Here is a 13,834-nt window from a genome sequence, read left to right as displayed (position 1 = left end):
AATTATTGGTTTTTATGCTATAGTGAGGAAGGGTCGAAGGGATGTTAGGTGCACGCCTTCGGCGGAAGTAAATATATTTATCTGAAGAGGTTCCGTTTTATGAAAGAAAATGATTTGTTAAAATTTATTTTTGAAAATGTTAATCATTGGTTGGAATTTGCAGAAAAGAAGAATTCCTATCTATTTTCTGTATATTCAATAAATTCCTTAGTAATAGTCATATTAACTTCGATAGAAAAAACTAAAATGTTACCTAAATATGGAGTAATTATATTTATCATTTTGTATGTCATTGCTTTATTCGTCTCTATATTATCGATATTTCCAAATATTAAGATATCTCAAAAACTACTTACATTTGGCAAGAATAAAAAAATAAATAAATCTGACAATCTACTGTTTTATGGTGATGTGTCAAAATATAGTTTTGATGAATATAAAAAGGTACTCATAGATGAATATAAATTAGAGGATAGAGAACTAAAATTAGATGAGGATTTATTAAAGCAGATAATTATTAATTCAAATATTGCTGTTTTTAAATATAAATGCTTTAAACTCTCATCAATATTTTTATCTTTGGCGGCACTGTTATTATTTATTTTTATGGTGAAAGTGATAATTTAAATTAAAAGGAGTATTGAATGCTTACTAAAAGAGCTCGTAATAATATTTATAGAAAGTTTTGTAACGATATAGGTATTGAATCTTTACAAGAAAACTTCAACTTGAAAAAAAATATTGATAAAATTAATAATCGAGAAGCATATTCAGCTGTTGCATATATAGATATTTATAATTTTTCATCTAAAATCATGAATTTTACTCCGATAGAAGTTAAGAATTACTTATATGAATATTATTCATATATATTACCTAATGTTCAAAGGTATAATGGAGAAATTGATAAAATTATGGGAGATGGAATAATAGTTGTGTTTTCAAAAATATTTGGTGAAATATATAATAACAAAGCTGCTTCTGATAATTGTTTCTGTTGCTGTAAAGACTGTATTGAAAGTTTGTATAATACTGATTTTGAAGTTAAAGCAGCAATTGGTACTGGAAAGTTGTTTTTCTGCAAAACAGGTATTGAACAAATATATGAAGAATATACTTGCATAGGGCATCCTTTGACGATTGCTTATCGATTAGAAAATATAGCAGAAAAAAATCAAATATTATTAATGGCAAATACACCGCTATGTAATCGTGTAAATAATTCTATGAATGACTATCTTATTGATTGGGAACCAGGTGAAGCAAACATTATTTTAAAAGGTATTAAGCAAAAAACAGTACATATTGTTCAATATTAAAATACTCACCTAACACCCGCTTCAACGCTGACAACAAGGACAAGCCGCAAATGCAGATTAAGCGGTAGTTATAGTTCTTTAGTTCTTCTTTTAAAAAAGCATAACATTGAATCACCTTTAACAATAAAATATAAAGGTAATAAAAAAGAGTCAGAATATTTTGTTTTTTTTAGAGAATTAAAAAATGCTTTTGGATATGATGGTAAAAGTGATTTGCCATATATAGAATTTGCTATAAATTCTGGAAAAGTTGAAGCATCTAAAATGTATGGAGTATTTTTTTTATGTGATTGCTTGTATAATTCCGCTTTTCTTGAATTAAAAAAAATAATTTTCAATACTGAAAATATTAACCTAAATACAGCACATTCTGTTTTTAAATATTGTATTGAAAAACAATATTTAGATATAAATGATGAATGGAATTATTGGAATGAAAATCATAAATATTTTTTTATGACATATGATGAAAAAATACGAAATGAAACTATTTTTGATGTTCATGAAATTTATTTTCAAATGTTTTGCAAGGTATATGAATTCCTTAGTCAAAAGAAAATTCATAATATAGTTTCAAAGTAGACTCACAGTTAAGCTGTGTGCTGTTTAATCGAATATTATACATTTTTTTACATATTACAATTTAATATTTTAAAATACAGTACTATTGATATATATTCTTTCATATACTTTCAAAAAATGAATTTGTTGACAAAATCAAGATAAATACTGTATAATTATAAGTATGAAGTTTAAAGTAGAAAAAATTCCTGAAGCAGAAAAAGAATATTCGGAATTAACAGACATTCAAAGAAAAATATTAGATAGAGATTTTAAAATTATTGAAACTATCGGTATAGAATTCGTAAAACGTAGATTTTTAAGAAACGGTATTTTTGAAATTAAAAGTAATGATGTTAGAGCTTTGTTTAAATATAAAGAAAATGCGATTATTCTTATAGGGTTAATATATGTAAAAAAAAGCCGTAGAGCACCTGATGATGTAATAAGGCTTGCTAAAACTAGATTGAAAGGAGAATAGCTATGGATTATGTTTTTGTAAAAGATATGGAAGGATTTGTCGTTAAAAAGTTAAAATCACAGGTAGAATTTGATGAAAAAATAATTTCTGAGGCGGAATATAAAGAATTGTCAGGTGATAATTATTATGAAATTTATTTTGGGCATGGAGGTAAAAGGCCCGGAGCCGACAGAAAACAAAAGCTCGGCTCGCCATTAAAATTTCAGATTAGGGTAACGGAAGAAGAAAAAGAATTTATCAGCTATGCACGTGAACATAACTTTGATTATAAAAAAATTATGGAACAAAATCGGATTACAAGGCAGTGAAAAAAATCTTTATAAATTACTATAAATTGACAAACGGCTTATTTAAATATATAATATTAATATGAAAAAAACGGTTGCAGTTAATGGACTTCCTTTCGACCTTAGAGATGACACAAATAAAAAAAATATCTGGCAATATTTTGGAAGCGGCAAAGATATCGAAATGAATATATCCGCTGAACCGGATTTTTCTGCTGATACAAAGCTGGAGGCAATGTGAAGTATTTTTTTATAGCGGAACATTGATAACACACAAATGTCGAAGGGTTATTAATTGAGGATTGGACGATAGAAGATTAAAGAAAATATTATGGAGGGCAATTATGAGAGAAGAATATGATTTTTCAAAAGCTATTAAAAACCCTTATGTTGATAGGCTAAAGAAGCAGATAACAATACGTCTTGATGACGATATTATTGCATATTTTAAAAATATGGCTGAAAATTCAGGAATACCGTATCAAAATTTAATCAATTTGTATCTTAAAGACTGCACAAAAAAGAAAAAGAAATTAGACATACAATTTTCATAAAAGTCTTTTTTCACGCCTTTTTTAAATAATTTTTCAGATTATATGAACCTATGGAATTAAAATCATAACCGATTGAAATCGACTGACTTAAAACAGAATTGATTTTATTGCAGCCTCTTTCAGTTAAACAGTTTGAAAATCTCTAAAATATTAGATTAACATATTGTAAAAAGTTGTATTTTGGGTTATTATAATGATAGGCATAAAGAATGTTATGTGGACTGCCCTTCGGGCAGCTTGAGGTAAAAATGAAGAAATATATTCCCAGTTAATAAGTCTATTTATCCTATGTAGTTGCCAAAGTACAGGATTTCTAATCGCTAAAGCAAAGGTTACAGTGATAAATGGAGTATATCCCTTCTGAACAATATATTGAATTGACTTAGATTACTTGTGATAATACAGAAGATAATTGGTGCTGATGGAATAGTAATCTTATGAAAATCTGCATTCGGAGGGGAGGGATAATTGGTTATATGTATTATATAGCAGCTGAAGAATATGGCATGAAAGTCATAGTTTTCAAATATGAACGATTTAGGCAGTGGATTAAGCCCGCTTTTTTGAAAAAAAAAACTTGACAAAAAACTATACAATGTATATACTAAAAAATAATGGAGGTTTATTATGCAGGTTGTAGTTCAGAAATGGGGTAATAGTCTCGGATTTAGAATACCCTCTCTTTGGGCAAAAGATAATAATGTAAAGAATGGAAGCAAAATAGAAGTAATCGCAGAAAAAGGAAAAATCGTAATTCTTCCTCAGGAAAAAACTCTTGATGATATGCTGGCAATGGTTACTTCTGAAAATGTTCATTCGGAAATCTCTACAGGTTATTCAGTAGGTGACGAAGAATGGTGAATTCAAATTATGTTCCCGATAGAGGCGATTTAGTTTGGCTTGATTTTAATCCGCAAGCAGGACATGAGCAGAAAGGTCGTCGTCCTGCAATTTGCATTTCTCAAAAAAGATACAATCAAAAAGTCGGACTTGCTTTATTTTGTCCTATTACAAGCCATATAAAAGGCTATCCTTTTGAAATTGTATTGGATAATCATTCGATAAATGGCTGTATTCTTAGCGACCAAGTAAAGAACCTTGATTATAAAAAAAGAAGTTGTGATTTTATAGAAAAAACAACAGAAGAAGAGATAAATGCTGTTGTAGATAATATAAAGTTGTTGATTGAGTAATCACCTAACACCCGCTTCAACCTGACATTGCGGACAAGCCGCAAATGCAGGTTAAGCGAGAAGTTAGGTGGACGCCCGCACTGGGGCGCTTGGAGGAAAAATGTTATTTGCATTTGATTTAGATGGAACTTTATTAAATTCTAAAAAGGAAATATCTGAATCTAATAAAAAAGCTGTTCAAAAACTGTATTTAGCCGGTCATAAAATTGTAATAGCAACAGCTCGCCCTCCTAGAAGCATAGATTCTAAGATTAAAAAACTTGGAGTTCCAACAGATAATATTTATTATAATGGTGCTCTTGTTCGCTGTTTTGATGGTATAACTTTTTCACATTTTATAGAAAAAGATGTCTTTAAGGAAGTATTTTATTATATAAAAGAAAATGATAAATGTGCCGTGGTTTCTATCGAAGATAATGATACATGGTTTTCGTCTTCCACTTTTGATTTTAAGGATTTTTATTCTGTAGATGATGGTCCTGAAATTATTACGGAGACTAAGTTACTTCAAAAAAATCCGAATAAGATATTGATAAATTCTTATTCAGATTTAAATTATTTAAATGAAAAGTTTAATAACATTTGTAATGTAATAGAGACGGATTCAAAGACATTAATTCAAATAATGGATAAGAATGCATCAAAAGAGAAATCAATTAATGAGATTTCTAAAAAATATAAAATCAGGTCTAATGATATATATTGTTTTGGTGATGATTACAATGATATTGAAATGTTCAAATTTTGTAAGAATGCCGTGGCAATGGGAAATGCAATTAGTGAATTGAAAACAATTGCAAAATTCGTGACTGAGACAAATGATAACGATGGTGTTGCTAAATTTCTTGTTGAAAAAGGAATTATCACCTAACACCCGCTTCAACCTGACATTGCGGATAAGCCGCAAATGCAGGTTAAGCGAATGTTAGGTGGACGCCTTCGGCGGGCAAGAAAGAAGATTATTTACACATTAAAGATAAATGTGGTAAATATATATCTGTAATAATCAAGAGGAGAAAAGGCCAGAAATGAACATATAAGATTTATATAAATTATCTTCACCATAATAATTATAGGAGTTTTATATGTACGGTCCCCAACCCAATGAAATACACCCTATGAAGGGGTTTGATCAAGTATGTTTTATTAAGAATATAATTACTAATCAAAATATAATCGTTGGCGATTATTCGTATTACGATGATCCAGTAAATTCAGAAAACTTTGAAAATAATGTTCTGTATCATTATCCATTCATTGGAGACAAATTAATTATTGGAAAGTTTTGTGCCATTGCCCGAGATGTTAAGTTCATAATGAATGGTGCAAATCATAAAATGAATTGTTTCACAACATATCCATTTTCAATATTTAGAAATGGATGGGAAAAAGTAACACCAGAAATGGAAGAGTTACCAATTAAAGGTGATACGGTAATTCAGAATGATGTGTGGATTGGTTATAATTCTTTAATAATGCCCGGAATAAAGATAGGTAATGGTTCAATAATTGCATCAAATTCTGTTGTAGTAAAAGATGTAGAACCATATTCAATCGTTGGAGGAAATCCTGCAAAATTAATACGAAAAAGATTTGATAATGAAATTATTGATCTTTTAGAAAGTATAAAATGGTGGGATTGGCCAATAGAAAAAATAACGGCAAATCTCGAGATACTTACCTCAAATGATGTAAGTAAATTACGAGAAATTAGTGATATGAAAATCACCTAACACCCGCTTCAACGCTGACATTTGTTTTGTCATAAAACTTGCTTAATGTGCCTTTACGGCACCGCAAGTCTTACGCCAACTTTGCCGCTGCTATATGCATCGGAAAGTCACAAATGCAGGTTAAGCGAATGTTAGAGCGATGCTTCGCACGTTAAAAAAATAAGATGATCACAAAAACTATAGCAAAAAGAGGATACTATTATTATGGATTTAAATTTTCGATTATCAAAAGATGCTGAATATATTGCCGAAATGAATAAAACGGCACAAGAGCTTCACTATACACTATATCCTGAATATTTTAAACCTTTTTCATATAATGAAACAGTCGAATTTCTGAACAAACAATTACAAGAGGAAAATTGGTTTTGTTTTATTGCCTCTTATGCTAGAAAAGATGTCGGCTATGCCCTATTTTATATTCGAGACTATCAGGAAAATCCTTTTCGAAAAGCATACAAAGGAGTACATATCGATCAAATCAGCATACTTCCCGGGTATAAGCGAAAAGGTATCGGTAGAGGCCTTATAAATGAAATTGCAAAATTTGCAATTCAGAAAAAAGCAACACAGATAGAGCTAACCCATTGGGAATTGAATGAAGATGCAAAATATTTTTATAATGCTATGGGATTTCATACATATATCAGATTTGTTGTTAAAAAACTTGAAAATTGATATTTTGATTACTTACTTATGATATTCAATTGGAATAATGAAAAGCAAAAACATTACAAGCCATTGCTTATAAATAGAAATATATACTATAGTTTATAAGAAAGGTCGAAAGAATGTTAGACCGATGCCTTCGGCACGATAAACTGTAACTTTGAAAAATAGGGTGTGTTTTTGTAAATTAAAGCGTAAAACCCAAATTAAAAGCTTAGTTTTTTGAGTAAAGTTTTGTTATAATATCTACTTGTATAATGGAATAAAACTTTTATCTGTGGATTTTAAAACTTGTTAAGGAAATCAATGAACTAAAAGTCCTTCGGACGGTCATGGTAATTATAATAATTACTTGTTAAAAAAAATAAAACTTTTATTTAAGTATTTTAAATTTGCTAAGTAAATCAAGAAAATAAAAGTCCTTCGGACGGTCGTGGTGATTATAATAATTATTTATTAAGGAAAATAAAACTTTAGTTTTTGTGTTTTAATATTGTTATGTAATAGTATAAAAATAAAGCTTATTTATAATATAAAGCTATTAAGTTATATAAAATTTATCCATATAGTAAAATTTTAAATTTTTTATTTATGAATGTATAGTAAGAAAAAGCAAAATAAAGTAAGGTATAAAAGCATAATTGTTAATATAAATGATATAATTAAAATAAAAGCGTCTAACACGCAGTTCAAGACTGACAAAACCCGCTCTGAAGAGCGGCCGGCTAGACGCCGGTACGTTTTGCAGCTTAACTGCATGTTAGCTTGACGGTGCTATACACCGTGAGGAGGAAAAATGAAAAAGAAAACATGGCATCTTACTTGCTACTTAATCAAAGAAAGAGTTTCATCTTTCAAAGATTGTCTCCGCAATGATTTTACTTATAACAACTATAAATTAAACAGTAAAATTAAATATGAAGGTGTAATAATCATTGGCGAATCGAAAGAAAAACCACCTAGATGGGTTAAGTTTCTTGAAGAAGCCTCTGATCACCATTTGATCAAATTAAAAACCAATCAACAAGAGCAATTCTTTTTCTAAAGACAAAAAGTAGGATATTTGCATTCACTTTTGGTTATGGAAGGTGTTTACTTAGGGATGAATTAATTGTAAATGATTTTGGATTTAGAATTGCAATTAATGCTATAGATCCGAAACAAATAAGAAGTTTAGATACTGCGAAGCTTGAAGCACTAACTGTTCAATCAAGAATTTAGACAAGTATAGGGTCTGAAAAAGAAACATTTGGAATAGATATCCTTAATGATTTGTCGAGGTCTGTTACCGGTGTTCCAAAGAATCAAAGGTTTGCCAAGCAAATTGCAGGACGTGATGGAATAATTATTAATGCGGAGCAATCTGTTCATGATCTAGAAAAAAAGGCGCGAATAATGCTCCATCATTATACTTCCTCTAAGTATAAAAAAGACTTTGATTGGGTTGATAATCTTAGGGAAGAACGCAACAAGCTATTGATTAACGAATTACGAAAAATGCTTATATCTGATTTGAATTCAAAAAATTCCGAAAAAATGATTCTTGCACCAGATAAGGTAATGGACTGGGATGATATTAGTGGATTTTGTTATAAAAAAAACTATGATGAGAATGCTTTGACTTCAGAACTTCATATTGAGCATTTTCTTAACAACGTAGCACAATTAAATGATTATGATGAATTGAAAAAAGAAAGAATCTATGTGAATCTTGCTTCAAACGACCTAACTATTAAATGGTCTGTGTATAAATGTTTAACATATGAGACCGATTATAAAAATAGCAAGTATATTTTTACTTTAGGTCGTTGGTACAAGATTGAAACTAATTTTGTTAAGACAGTTATTGATTATGTAAAAACAATTCCATTATCTTCTTTTAAGTTCCCTAATTGTGATGTAAAAACAGAAGGGGAATATAATAATAAGTTTATGAACACCAAAGATTGTTATGTACTTGATAAAATGACAGTTAAATGTGATTCGGCTAGAACGGAAATAGAGCCATGTGATATATTAACAAAAACATTGCAATTTATACATGTAAAGCAGAAACATAATTCTGCTAATTTAAGTCACTTATTCTCTCAATGTAGAATATCTGCTGAATCGCTAATAAAGGACGAAGGATTTAGAAAAGCTATACGAGAGAAAGCCAAGAAGAAACTGAATTATGATTTATCATTTATTCCTGTTGACAATACATTTAAAGCTAGTGATTGTGAAATTATAATAGCAATTATAAACAAAGGTAGAAAACCAATTGAAGAAGCCCTTCCTTTCTTTTCTTTATTAAATCTAAGGCAATCTGTAATTACACTGAAAGCATTTAATTACAAAGTAAGTGTTGCATTGATAGAAAAAAAGTGACCTAATATAGTTCTCAAAGCCGACAAGTTGCTGTTGTAGCTTGCGGTTTAAAACAATGTTAGACAGATGCCTTACGGCACGATAAACTTTAACTTTGAAAAATGTGATATATTCTTCTAAATTAAAGCATAAAACCCAAATTAGTAGCTTATTTTTGAGTAAAGTTATGCTGTATTATAATAGCTACTTGGATAAGGAAAATAAAATGTTTATCTAAGGATTTTAGAGCTTATTCAGGAAATCAACGAGTTATAAGTCTTTCGAACGGTCATGGAGAGGTCTTTATTCACAATTGGTAAAAAATATGAGAGTTTAATCCTCTTGACATTTTATAAGTATTTTAAGATAATTATTTCGTAAAATATTACGAATATTAGAGGTGTGTATGATAGCTATAAAACCTGTTTCGGATTTGCGTAATTATAATGAAGTTTTGCAGGATGTTGCCGATGAATCGCCGGTATTTCTTACTAAAAATGGCAGAGGGTGTTATGCGGTGATTTCCATAAGAGATTACGAAAAATTGACAGCTACAAAAACTCTTTTTTCTGAATTGAAGAAAGGCGAAGAGTCTGCTTTGCAAAATGGATGGCTGGACACAACTCAAGTCAGAAAAATGACAGGACTTTGATGTTTGAGATAAAGATTGCTCCGCAAGCGGCAGCAGACTTACTTGAAATTAAAAATTATATAGAGAATGAACTTCAAAATCCCATAGCAGCACATAATACTATTTCAAAAATTATAGAAACCTATGAAAATTTGGCGTTCTCTCCAAATATAGGGATTTCTGTGGAAAAATATGTTTCATTTCCTACCGATTATAAGTTCGTGCTTGCAAATAATTATTCAATATTTTATAGAATTGAAAACGAAGTTATAAGAATTATAAGAATTTTGTATTCAAGAAGAGATTTTGTTCGTATTTTATTTGGAGAGAATAGCAAATAGCGTCTAACACCCGCTTCAACCTGACATTGCGGACGAGCCGCAAATGCAGGTTAAGCGAATGTTAGGTTGACGGTGCTCTGCACCGCAAGGAGAGGGATATGAAATTATTTTTAGACTATAAAACAACTAGGAAATTCGCTGTTCTAATTAAAGATATTCCTGATAATGTAACAGAAATATCAGCATCTATAGCTTATACTCAAGACGATACTTTGATGAAAATTTGCAATAAGAAAAAAATACATCTTGATTGGTGGGGTTTGTTCAATTCTGATATTTCCTCAAAGTTAGAAATCGTTAAAGACGCGATAAAATCTCCATATATTAAGTTTTTTCCTTTTGCAGAGTTGTTTCATTCAAAATTGATTTGGTTTCATGGATATGGAGTTTATATCGGCTCTCATAATTTAACTGAAAATGCTATGTATTATAATGTTGAAACAGGCATTTTCATACCAGAGGATGAATTAACCGAAGAATATAAGATAGAAATTGAAAAGTATTTTTCCTTTCTAAGAGAGAATAGCATTCCTGCTACTATGGAAGATGCAGAATTGATGGAAAAATATATAGAAGAGTCAAAAATCGAGAATGAACATCGAAGATTTATAAAACAAAACCTTGATAATTTATTTGAGGAAAGATTCTCCCACTTGTTTATCTTAAAACATGGAGTTTACGACTGGGAAAATGATAAAGAGAAAAATAATGATAAAAAAAAGTTGTTTTTCTTGCAAGAATGGAGAGAAACACAAAAATATTTGAGAATAATACATGAGAAAATAAGAAATATAAAACAACCAAGTTGGGTAGATACAACTGCAGATATTTCAATAATAACAGATCAAGTTTTGCATGCATACTATTATTCTTATTTATTGAAAGAAAAAGATGAAGGTTTAAAAAGTTCTGAGTTAGTTAATACCGAATATGAAAAAAATAAATCTGATCCGGATGGAGCAATTCAACAAGCCATTGAATGGTGGAAAACGTTATCAACTCCGCCAAGTAATGAAAATGTGCATATTAACGAATGGAATAAATCTAATAAAGTAATACTTTCAAATTTAAGAAATAGAGACTTGACAAAAGAAGAATTAATTACTGTTTTTAATCAAAATCATGCAGCTAGAAATCATGCACGGCAGATGAAAAATTCTGATTTTGGTTTACCCTCAGATTTTAAGGCATCCATGGAAGAACGAGTGGATTACTACGTGGAGTGGATTTTGAAACAAAGAACATCAAGCGGTTTAACTATTCAAGAAACTATGAAATATTTGCTTTTTGAAGATACAGTTAATCTTGAAGAACGTGTTTATAATACAATATATAATCCCAAATATCGCATAGACCATTTTGGAAGAAGTATTGTTGGTGAATTAGTTGGCTGGGGACGGCCTGAGATTACACATTTAAGAAATAATCGTGTAAATAAAGGATTAAGAGCTTTAGGATTTAATGTTACTCTATTCTCTGATTAACATATCGCCTAACACAGTTTTCAAAGCCGACAACGCAAGGCGTTGCTTGCGTTGCGGTTTAAAACAATGTTAGGTGTATAAGGGTAAAAATAGGATAAAATATTGGAAGAGAATGAATTAATACAAAAAGTAAAAGAATATACATATTATCTTACAGATGAATATTTGGAAGAGGTATGCAAGGACTTGTTACAAATTAAAGATATAAATCTTTTCTTCGAAAAATGTTATGAAAATGATGCTATTCATGAATGGAAAAGTCCTTGTTCATTTATTTGTGATTCAGTAACTCATTCACATAAATATCGAGAATTAATATTAAAAAAATATGAAAATGATTGTATTTATAAATTTTGTGAAAAAATGCTATTTGATTCTTCATATACCAGACGAAGAGAAGCATTGATTATAATCTGTGATACTTTAAATATTCATAGAATAAAATGTAAAAAACTACTGGAAGAGTATTTTCTTTTTGTAATAGAAAATGATCCGCTACTTTTATATGATTATATAATGGAATTTACGTGGTTATATGCTTATGAAATTAGAATTAGGAAAAATCTCTATTCAAAAATCTTAAATCTGAATAATGAATTTGCTAATCTTACATTATTAGAATATTTAGATAGTCTAGTCGTACCTTTTTTTAGTCGAGATGGATTACTAAAATACAAAATTTTATCAAAATTAACAAGAGATAAAAGTAGATGTGTAAATTCATTTGCTGAAAAAATAAAAAAGAATATGCTTATTAAAAATTATAATAAACACATTGAAACAAAAACATATATTCTAGGAAATGCAAAGTTAGAATTTATTAATATAATGTTTATGAATAAAACTGAAACTTATAATAAAGATGATTTTATAAATTTTTATTTGAATTATGTAAAGGAAAACACCTAACACCCGCTTCAACCTGACATTGCGGAGTAGCCGCAAATGCAGGTTAAGCGAATGTTATGTGGACGCCCCGTACTGGGGGGGGCGCGGGGGTAAAATTGATAAAAAAGATAGCAATAATAAGTCTTTCAAGAGGAATTCTTGGAGAATCTTTTGTTCAGCATGAAGTAAAAATTGGAATGAAAAGACTTAATGATTACGGCCTTGAAGTCGTTACTACTGAAAATGCTTTAAAAGGAATAACTTATTTGTCTGAACATCCTGAATTAAGGGCTAACGATTTGTTAAATGCTTTGAGTGACAAATCTATAGATATGATTTTATGCGCAATAGGCGGAGATGATACATACCGCCTTTTACCTTATTTTTTTGAGAATGATGAGCTAAAAAAGGTTGTTGAAAATAATAAAAAAATCTTTTTAGGTTATTCAGATACGACAATGAATCATTTTATGCTCCATAAAGTAGGATTAAATACTTTTTATGGTCAGGCCTTTCTTCCTGATATTTGTGAGCTTGATAATGAGATGCTTCCATACACGAGTAAGTATTTTGAAGAATTGATTCGTACCGGAACAATAAGGGAAATACAACCAAGTGAATATTGGTATGAAGAAAGAAAATCATTTGATGAATCCCAGATTGGTGTCCCTAAAAACAAACATAAAAACTTAGGTTTTGAACTTTTACAAGGTAGTGCAACATTTAATGGACAAATTTTAGGCGGCTGTATAGAATCCATTTATGATATGTTTGATAATTCTCGATATTCTGACACAGTGGATTTATGTAAAAAATATAATTTATTCCCAACACTAGACGATTGGACGAATAAAATTCTGCTTCTTGAATCAAGTGAAGAGAAAACTCATCCTAAGTTATATAAAAAAATGCTGATAAAACTAAAAGAAACAGGTATCTTTTCCGTAATAAAGGGAATTATAGTTGGAAAACCTATGGATGAAGCTTATTATAAAGATTATAAAAAAATTCTAATTGAAATAGTAGAAGATTCAAATCTACCGATTGTTTATAATGTAAATATAGGACATGCGTCTCCAAAATGTATTATTCCTTTTGGAGTAATGGCTTACGTTGATGCAAGAAAGCAAGTAATTAGATTTGAGAGCAGCACCTAACACCCGCTTCGACCTGACATTGTGGACAAGCCTTGTTGCAGATTAAGCGAATGTTGGATGGATGTTGCGCGCCATTATGTGGACTGCCCTTTGGGCAGCGAAGGAGTATAAAATGGAAAATTGTTTTAATTGTAATCTGTCAAAAACTTTGCAACAATCACATATAATTCCGGAGTTTTTTATAAAT

At 29.8% G+C, this 13,834-nt stretch carries 17 protein-coding genes and 1 pseudogene; 17 read left to right on the top strand and 1 reads right to left on the bottom strand.

Features of this window, described 5'->3' with window-relative positions; all coding sequences use genetic code 11:
• The first annotated feature begins 99 nt into the window (after positions 1–99).
• Both E4N80_RS05780 and E4N80_RS05775 read left to right on the top strand, forming a co-directional pair.
• Positions 100–627, top strand: coding sequence for a Pycsar system effector family protein (locus tag E4N80_RS05780; protein WP_253700925.1), 528 nt, complete (start codon positions 100–102; stop codon positions 625–627).
• A gap of 17 nt (positions 628–644) precedes the next feature.
• Positions 645–1,319, top strand: coding sequence for an adenylate/guanylate cyclase domain-containing protein (locus E4N80_RS05775; RefSeq protein WP_253700924.1), 675 nt, complete (start codon positions 645–647; stop codon positions 1,317–1,319).
• Between the two features lie 68 nt (positions 1,320–1,387).
• On the opposite strand, the gene E4N80_RS05770 is transcribed toward E4N80_RS05775, so the two are convergent.
• On the bottom strand, positions 1,388–1,657 hold the full coding sequence (locus E4N80_RS05770; protein ID WP_253700923.1) for a hypothetical protein: 270 nt from the start codon (positions 1,655–1,657) through the stop codon (positions 1,388–1,390).
• 407 nt (positions 1,658–2,064) lie between these two features.
• Here E4N80_RS05770 and E4N80_RS05765 point away from each other — a divergent pair, with 407 nt between their 5' ends.
• The 15 genes and pseudogenes from E4N80_RS05765 (at position 2,065) to E4N80_RS05690 (ending at position 13,647) form a co-directional block, all read left to right on the top strand.
• The gene (locus tag E4N80_RS05765; RefSeq protein WP_253700922.1) at positions 2,065–2,361 is read left to right on the top strand and encodes a type II toxin-antitoxin system RelE/ParE family toxin; all 297 of its coding nucleotides are present in this window, start codon (positions 2,065–2,067) and stop codon (positions 2,359–2,361) included.
• Positions 2,362–2,363: 2 nt separating this feature from the next.
• Positions 2,364–2,669: a hypothetical protein gene (locus tag E4N80_RS05760; protein ID WP_253700921.1), complete on the top strand. Its 306-nt coding sequence runs from the start codon at positions 2,364–2,366 to the stop codon at positions 2,667–2,669.
• A 61-nt stretch (positions 2,670–2,730) separates the two neighbouring features.
• Positions 2,731–2,889 (top strand): hypothetical protein, encoded by a 159-nt coding sequence (locus E4N80_RS05755; protein ID WP_253700920.1) that lies wholly within the window; start codon positions 2,731–2,733, stop codon positions 2,887–2,889.
• 103 nt (positions 2,890–2,992) lie between these two features.
• A complete protein-coding gene (locus E4N80_RS05750) occupies positions 2,993–3,202 on the top strand; it encodes a BrnA antitoxin family protein (RefSeq protein WP_253700919.1) in 210 nt (69 codons plus the stop codon).
• A gap of 627 nt (positions 3,203–3,829) precedes the next feature.
• A complete protein-coding gene (locus E4N80_RS05745) occupies positions 3,830–4,063 on the top strand; it encodes an AbrB/MazE/SpoVT family DNA-binding domain-containing protein (RefSeq protein ID WP_253700918.1) in 234 nt (77 codons plus the stop codon).
• Positions 4,057–4,395 (top strand): endoribonuclease MazF, encoded by a 339-nt coding sequence (gene mazF / locus E4N80_RS05740; protein WP_010694033.1) that lies wholly within the window; start codon positions 4,057–4,059, stop codon positions 4,393–4,395. Before E4N80_RS05745 ends, mazF begins: the two co-directional genes overlap by 7 nt.
• Before the next feature lie 100 nt (positions 4,396–4,495).
• Positions 4,496–5,266 carry an HAD family hydrolase gene (locus E4N80_RS05735; protein WP_253700917.1) on the top strand — a complete coding sequence of 257 codons (771 nt, stop codon included), beginning with the start codon at positions 4,496–4,498 and terminating at the stop codon, positions 5,264–5,266.
• Between the two features lie 214 nt (positions 5,267–5,480).
• Entirely contained in the window at positions 5,481–6,128 is a 648-nt protein-coding gene (locus E4N80_RS05730; protein ID WP_253700916.1) for a Vat family streptogramin A O-acetyltransferase, read from the top strand.
• A gap of 204 nt (positions 6,129–6,332) precedes the next feature.
• A complete protein-coding gene (locus E4N80_RS05725) occupies positions 6,333–6,806 on the top strand; it encodes a GNAT family N-acetyltransferase (RefSeq protein WP_253700915.1) in 474 nt (157 codons plus the stop codon).
• A 787-nt stretch (positions 6,807–7,593) separates the two neighbouring features.
• Positions 7,594–9,167: pseudogene (locus tag E4N80_RS05715) on the top strand (DUF6119 family protein).
• Positions 9,168–9,552: 385 nt separating this feature from the next.
• Positions 9,553–9,798, top strand: coding sequence for a type II toxin-antitoxin system prevent-host-death family antitoxin (locus tag E4N80_RS05710; RefSeq protein ID WP_253700913.1), 246 nt, complete (start codon positions 9,553–9,555; stop codon positions 9,796–9,798).
• Positions 9,798–10,118: a type II toxin-antitoxin system RelE/ParE family toxin gene (locus E4N80_RS05705; RefSeq protein WP_253700912.1), complete on the top strand. Its 321-nt coding sequence runs from the start codon at positions 9,798–9,800 to the stop codon at positions 10,116–10,118. The genes E4N80_RS05710 and E4N80_RS05705 overlap by 1 nt, the downstream gene beginning before the upstream one ends.
• A 98-nt stretch (positions 10,119–10,216) precedes the next feature.
• Positions 10,217–11,602: a phospholipase D-like domain-containing protein gene (locus tag E4N80_RS05700; protein ID WP_253700911.1), complete on the top strand. Its 1,386-nt coding sequence runs from the start codon at positions 10,217–10,219 to the stop codon at positions 11,600–11,602.
• Between the two features lie 102 nt (positions 11,603–11,704).
• On the top strand, positions 11,705–12,511 hold the full coding sequence (locus E4N80_RS05695) for a hypothetical protein (RefSeq protein ID WP_253700910.1): 807 nt from the start codon (positions 11,705–11,707) through the stop codon (positions 12,509–12,511).
• Between the two features lie 95 nt (positions 12,512–12,606).
• Complete coding sequence (locus E4N80_RS05690; protein ID WP_253700909.1) at positions 12,607–13,647, top strand: S66 family peptidase; 1,041 nt, start codon at positions 12,607–12,609, stop codon at positions 13,645–13,647.
• Positions 13,648–13,834 lie beyond the last annotated feature (187 nt).

It is taken from the genome of Treponema denticola, from assembly GCF_024181605.1.
GTDB classification, from domain to species: Bacteria; Spirochaetota; Spirochaetia; order Treponematales; family Treponemataceae; genus Treponema_B; species Treponema_B denticola_B.
Note: the sequence above shows the minus strand (reverse complement) of the source record. Positions and strands in the feature narration are given on the sequence as shown.

Coding starts and splice junctions, on each gene's coding strand:
- E4N80_RS05735 (WP_253700917.1), top strand. CDS start 4,496: ATGTTATTTGCATTTGATTTAGATGGAACTTTATTAAATTCTAAAAAG.
- E4N80_RS05750 (WP_253700919.1), top strand. CDS start 2,993: ATGAGAGAAGAATATGATTTTTCAAAAGCTATTAAAAACCCTTATGTT.
- mazF (WP_010694033.1), top strand. CDS start 4,057: ATGGTGAATTCAAATTATGTTCCCGATAGAGGCGATTTAGTTTGGCTT.
- E4N80_RS05705 (WP_253700912.1), top strand. CDS start 9,798: ATGTTTGAGATAAAGATTGCTCCGCAAGCGGCAGCAGACTTACTTGAA.
- E4N80_RS05745 (WP_253700918.1), top strand. CDS start 3,830: ATGCAGGTTGTAGTTCAGAAATGGGGTAATAGTCTCGGATTTAGAATA.
- E4N80_RS05725 (WP_253700915.1), top strand. CDS start 6,333: ATGGATTTAAATTTTCGATTATCAAAAGATGCTGAATATATTGCCGAA.
- E4N80_RS05755 (WP_253700920.1), top strand. CDS start 2,731: ATGAAAAAAACGGTTGCAGTTAATGGACTTCCTTTCGACCTTAGAGAT.
- E4N80_RS05710 (WP_253700913.1), top strand. CDS start 9,553: ATGATAGCTATAAAACCTGTTTCGGATTTGCGTAATTATAATGAAGTT.
- E4N80_RS05765 (WP_253700922.1), top strand. CDS start 2,065: ATGAAGTTTAAAGTAGAAAAAATTCCTGAAGCAGAAAAAGAATATTCG.
- E4N80_RS05775 (WP_253700924.1), top strand. CDS start 645: ATGCTTACTAAAAGAGCTCGTAATAATATTTATAGAAAGTTTTGTAAC.
- E4N80_RS05700 (WP_253700911.1), top strand. CDS start 10,217: ATGAAATTATTTTTAGACTATAAAACAACTAGGAAATTCGCTGTTCTA.
- E4N80_RS05760 (WP_253700921.1), top strand. CDS start 2,364: ATGGATTATGTTTTTGTAAAAGATATGGAAGGATTTGTCGTTAAAAAG.
- E4N80_RS05780 (WP_253700925.1), top strand. CDS start 100: ATGAAAGAAAATGATTTGTTAAAATTTATTTTTGAAAATGTTAATCAT.
- E4N80_RS05730 (WP_253700916.1), top strand. CDS start 5,481: ATGTACGGTCCCCAACCCAATGAAATACACCCTATGAAGGGGTTTGAT.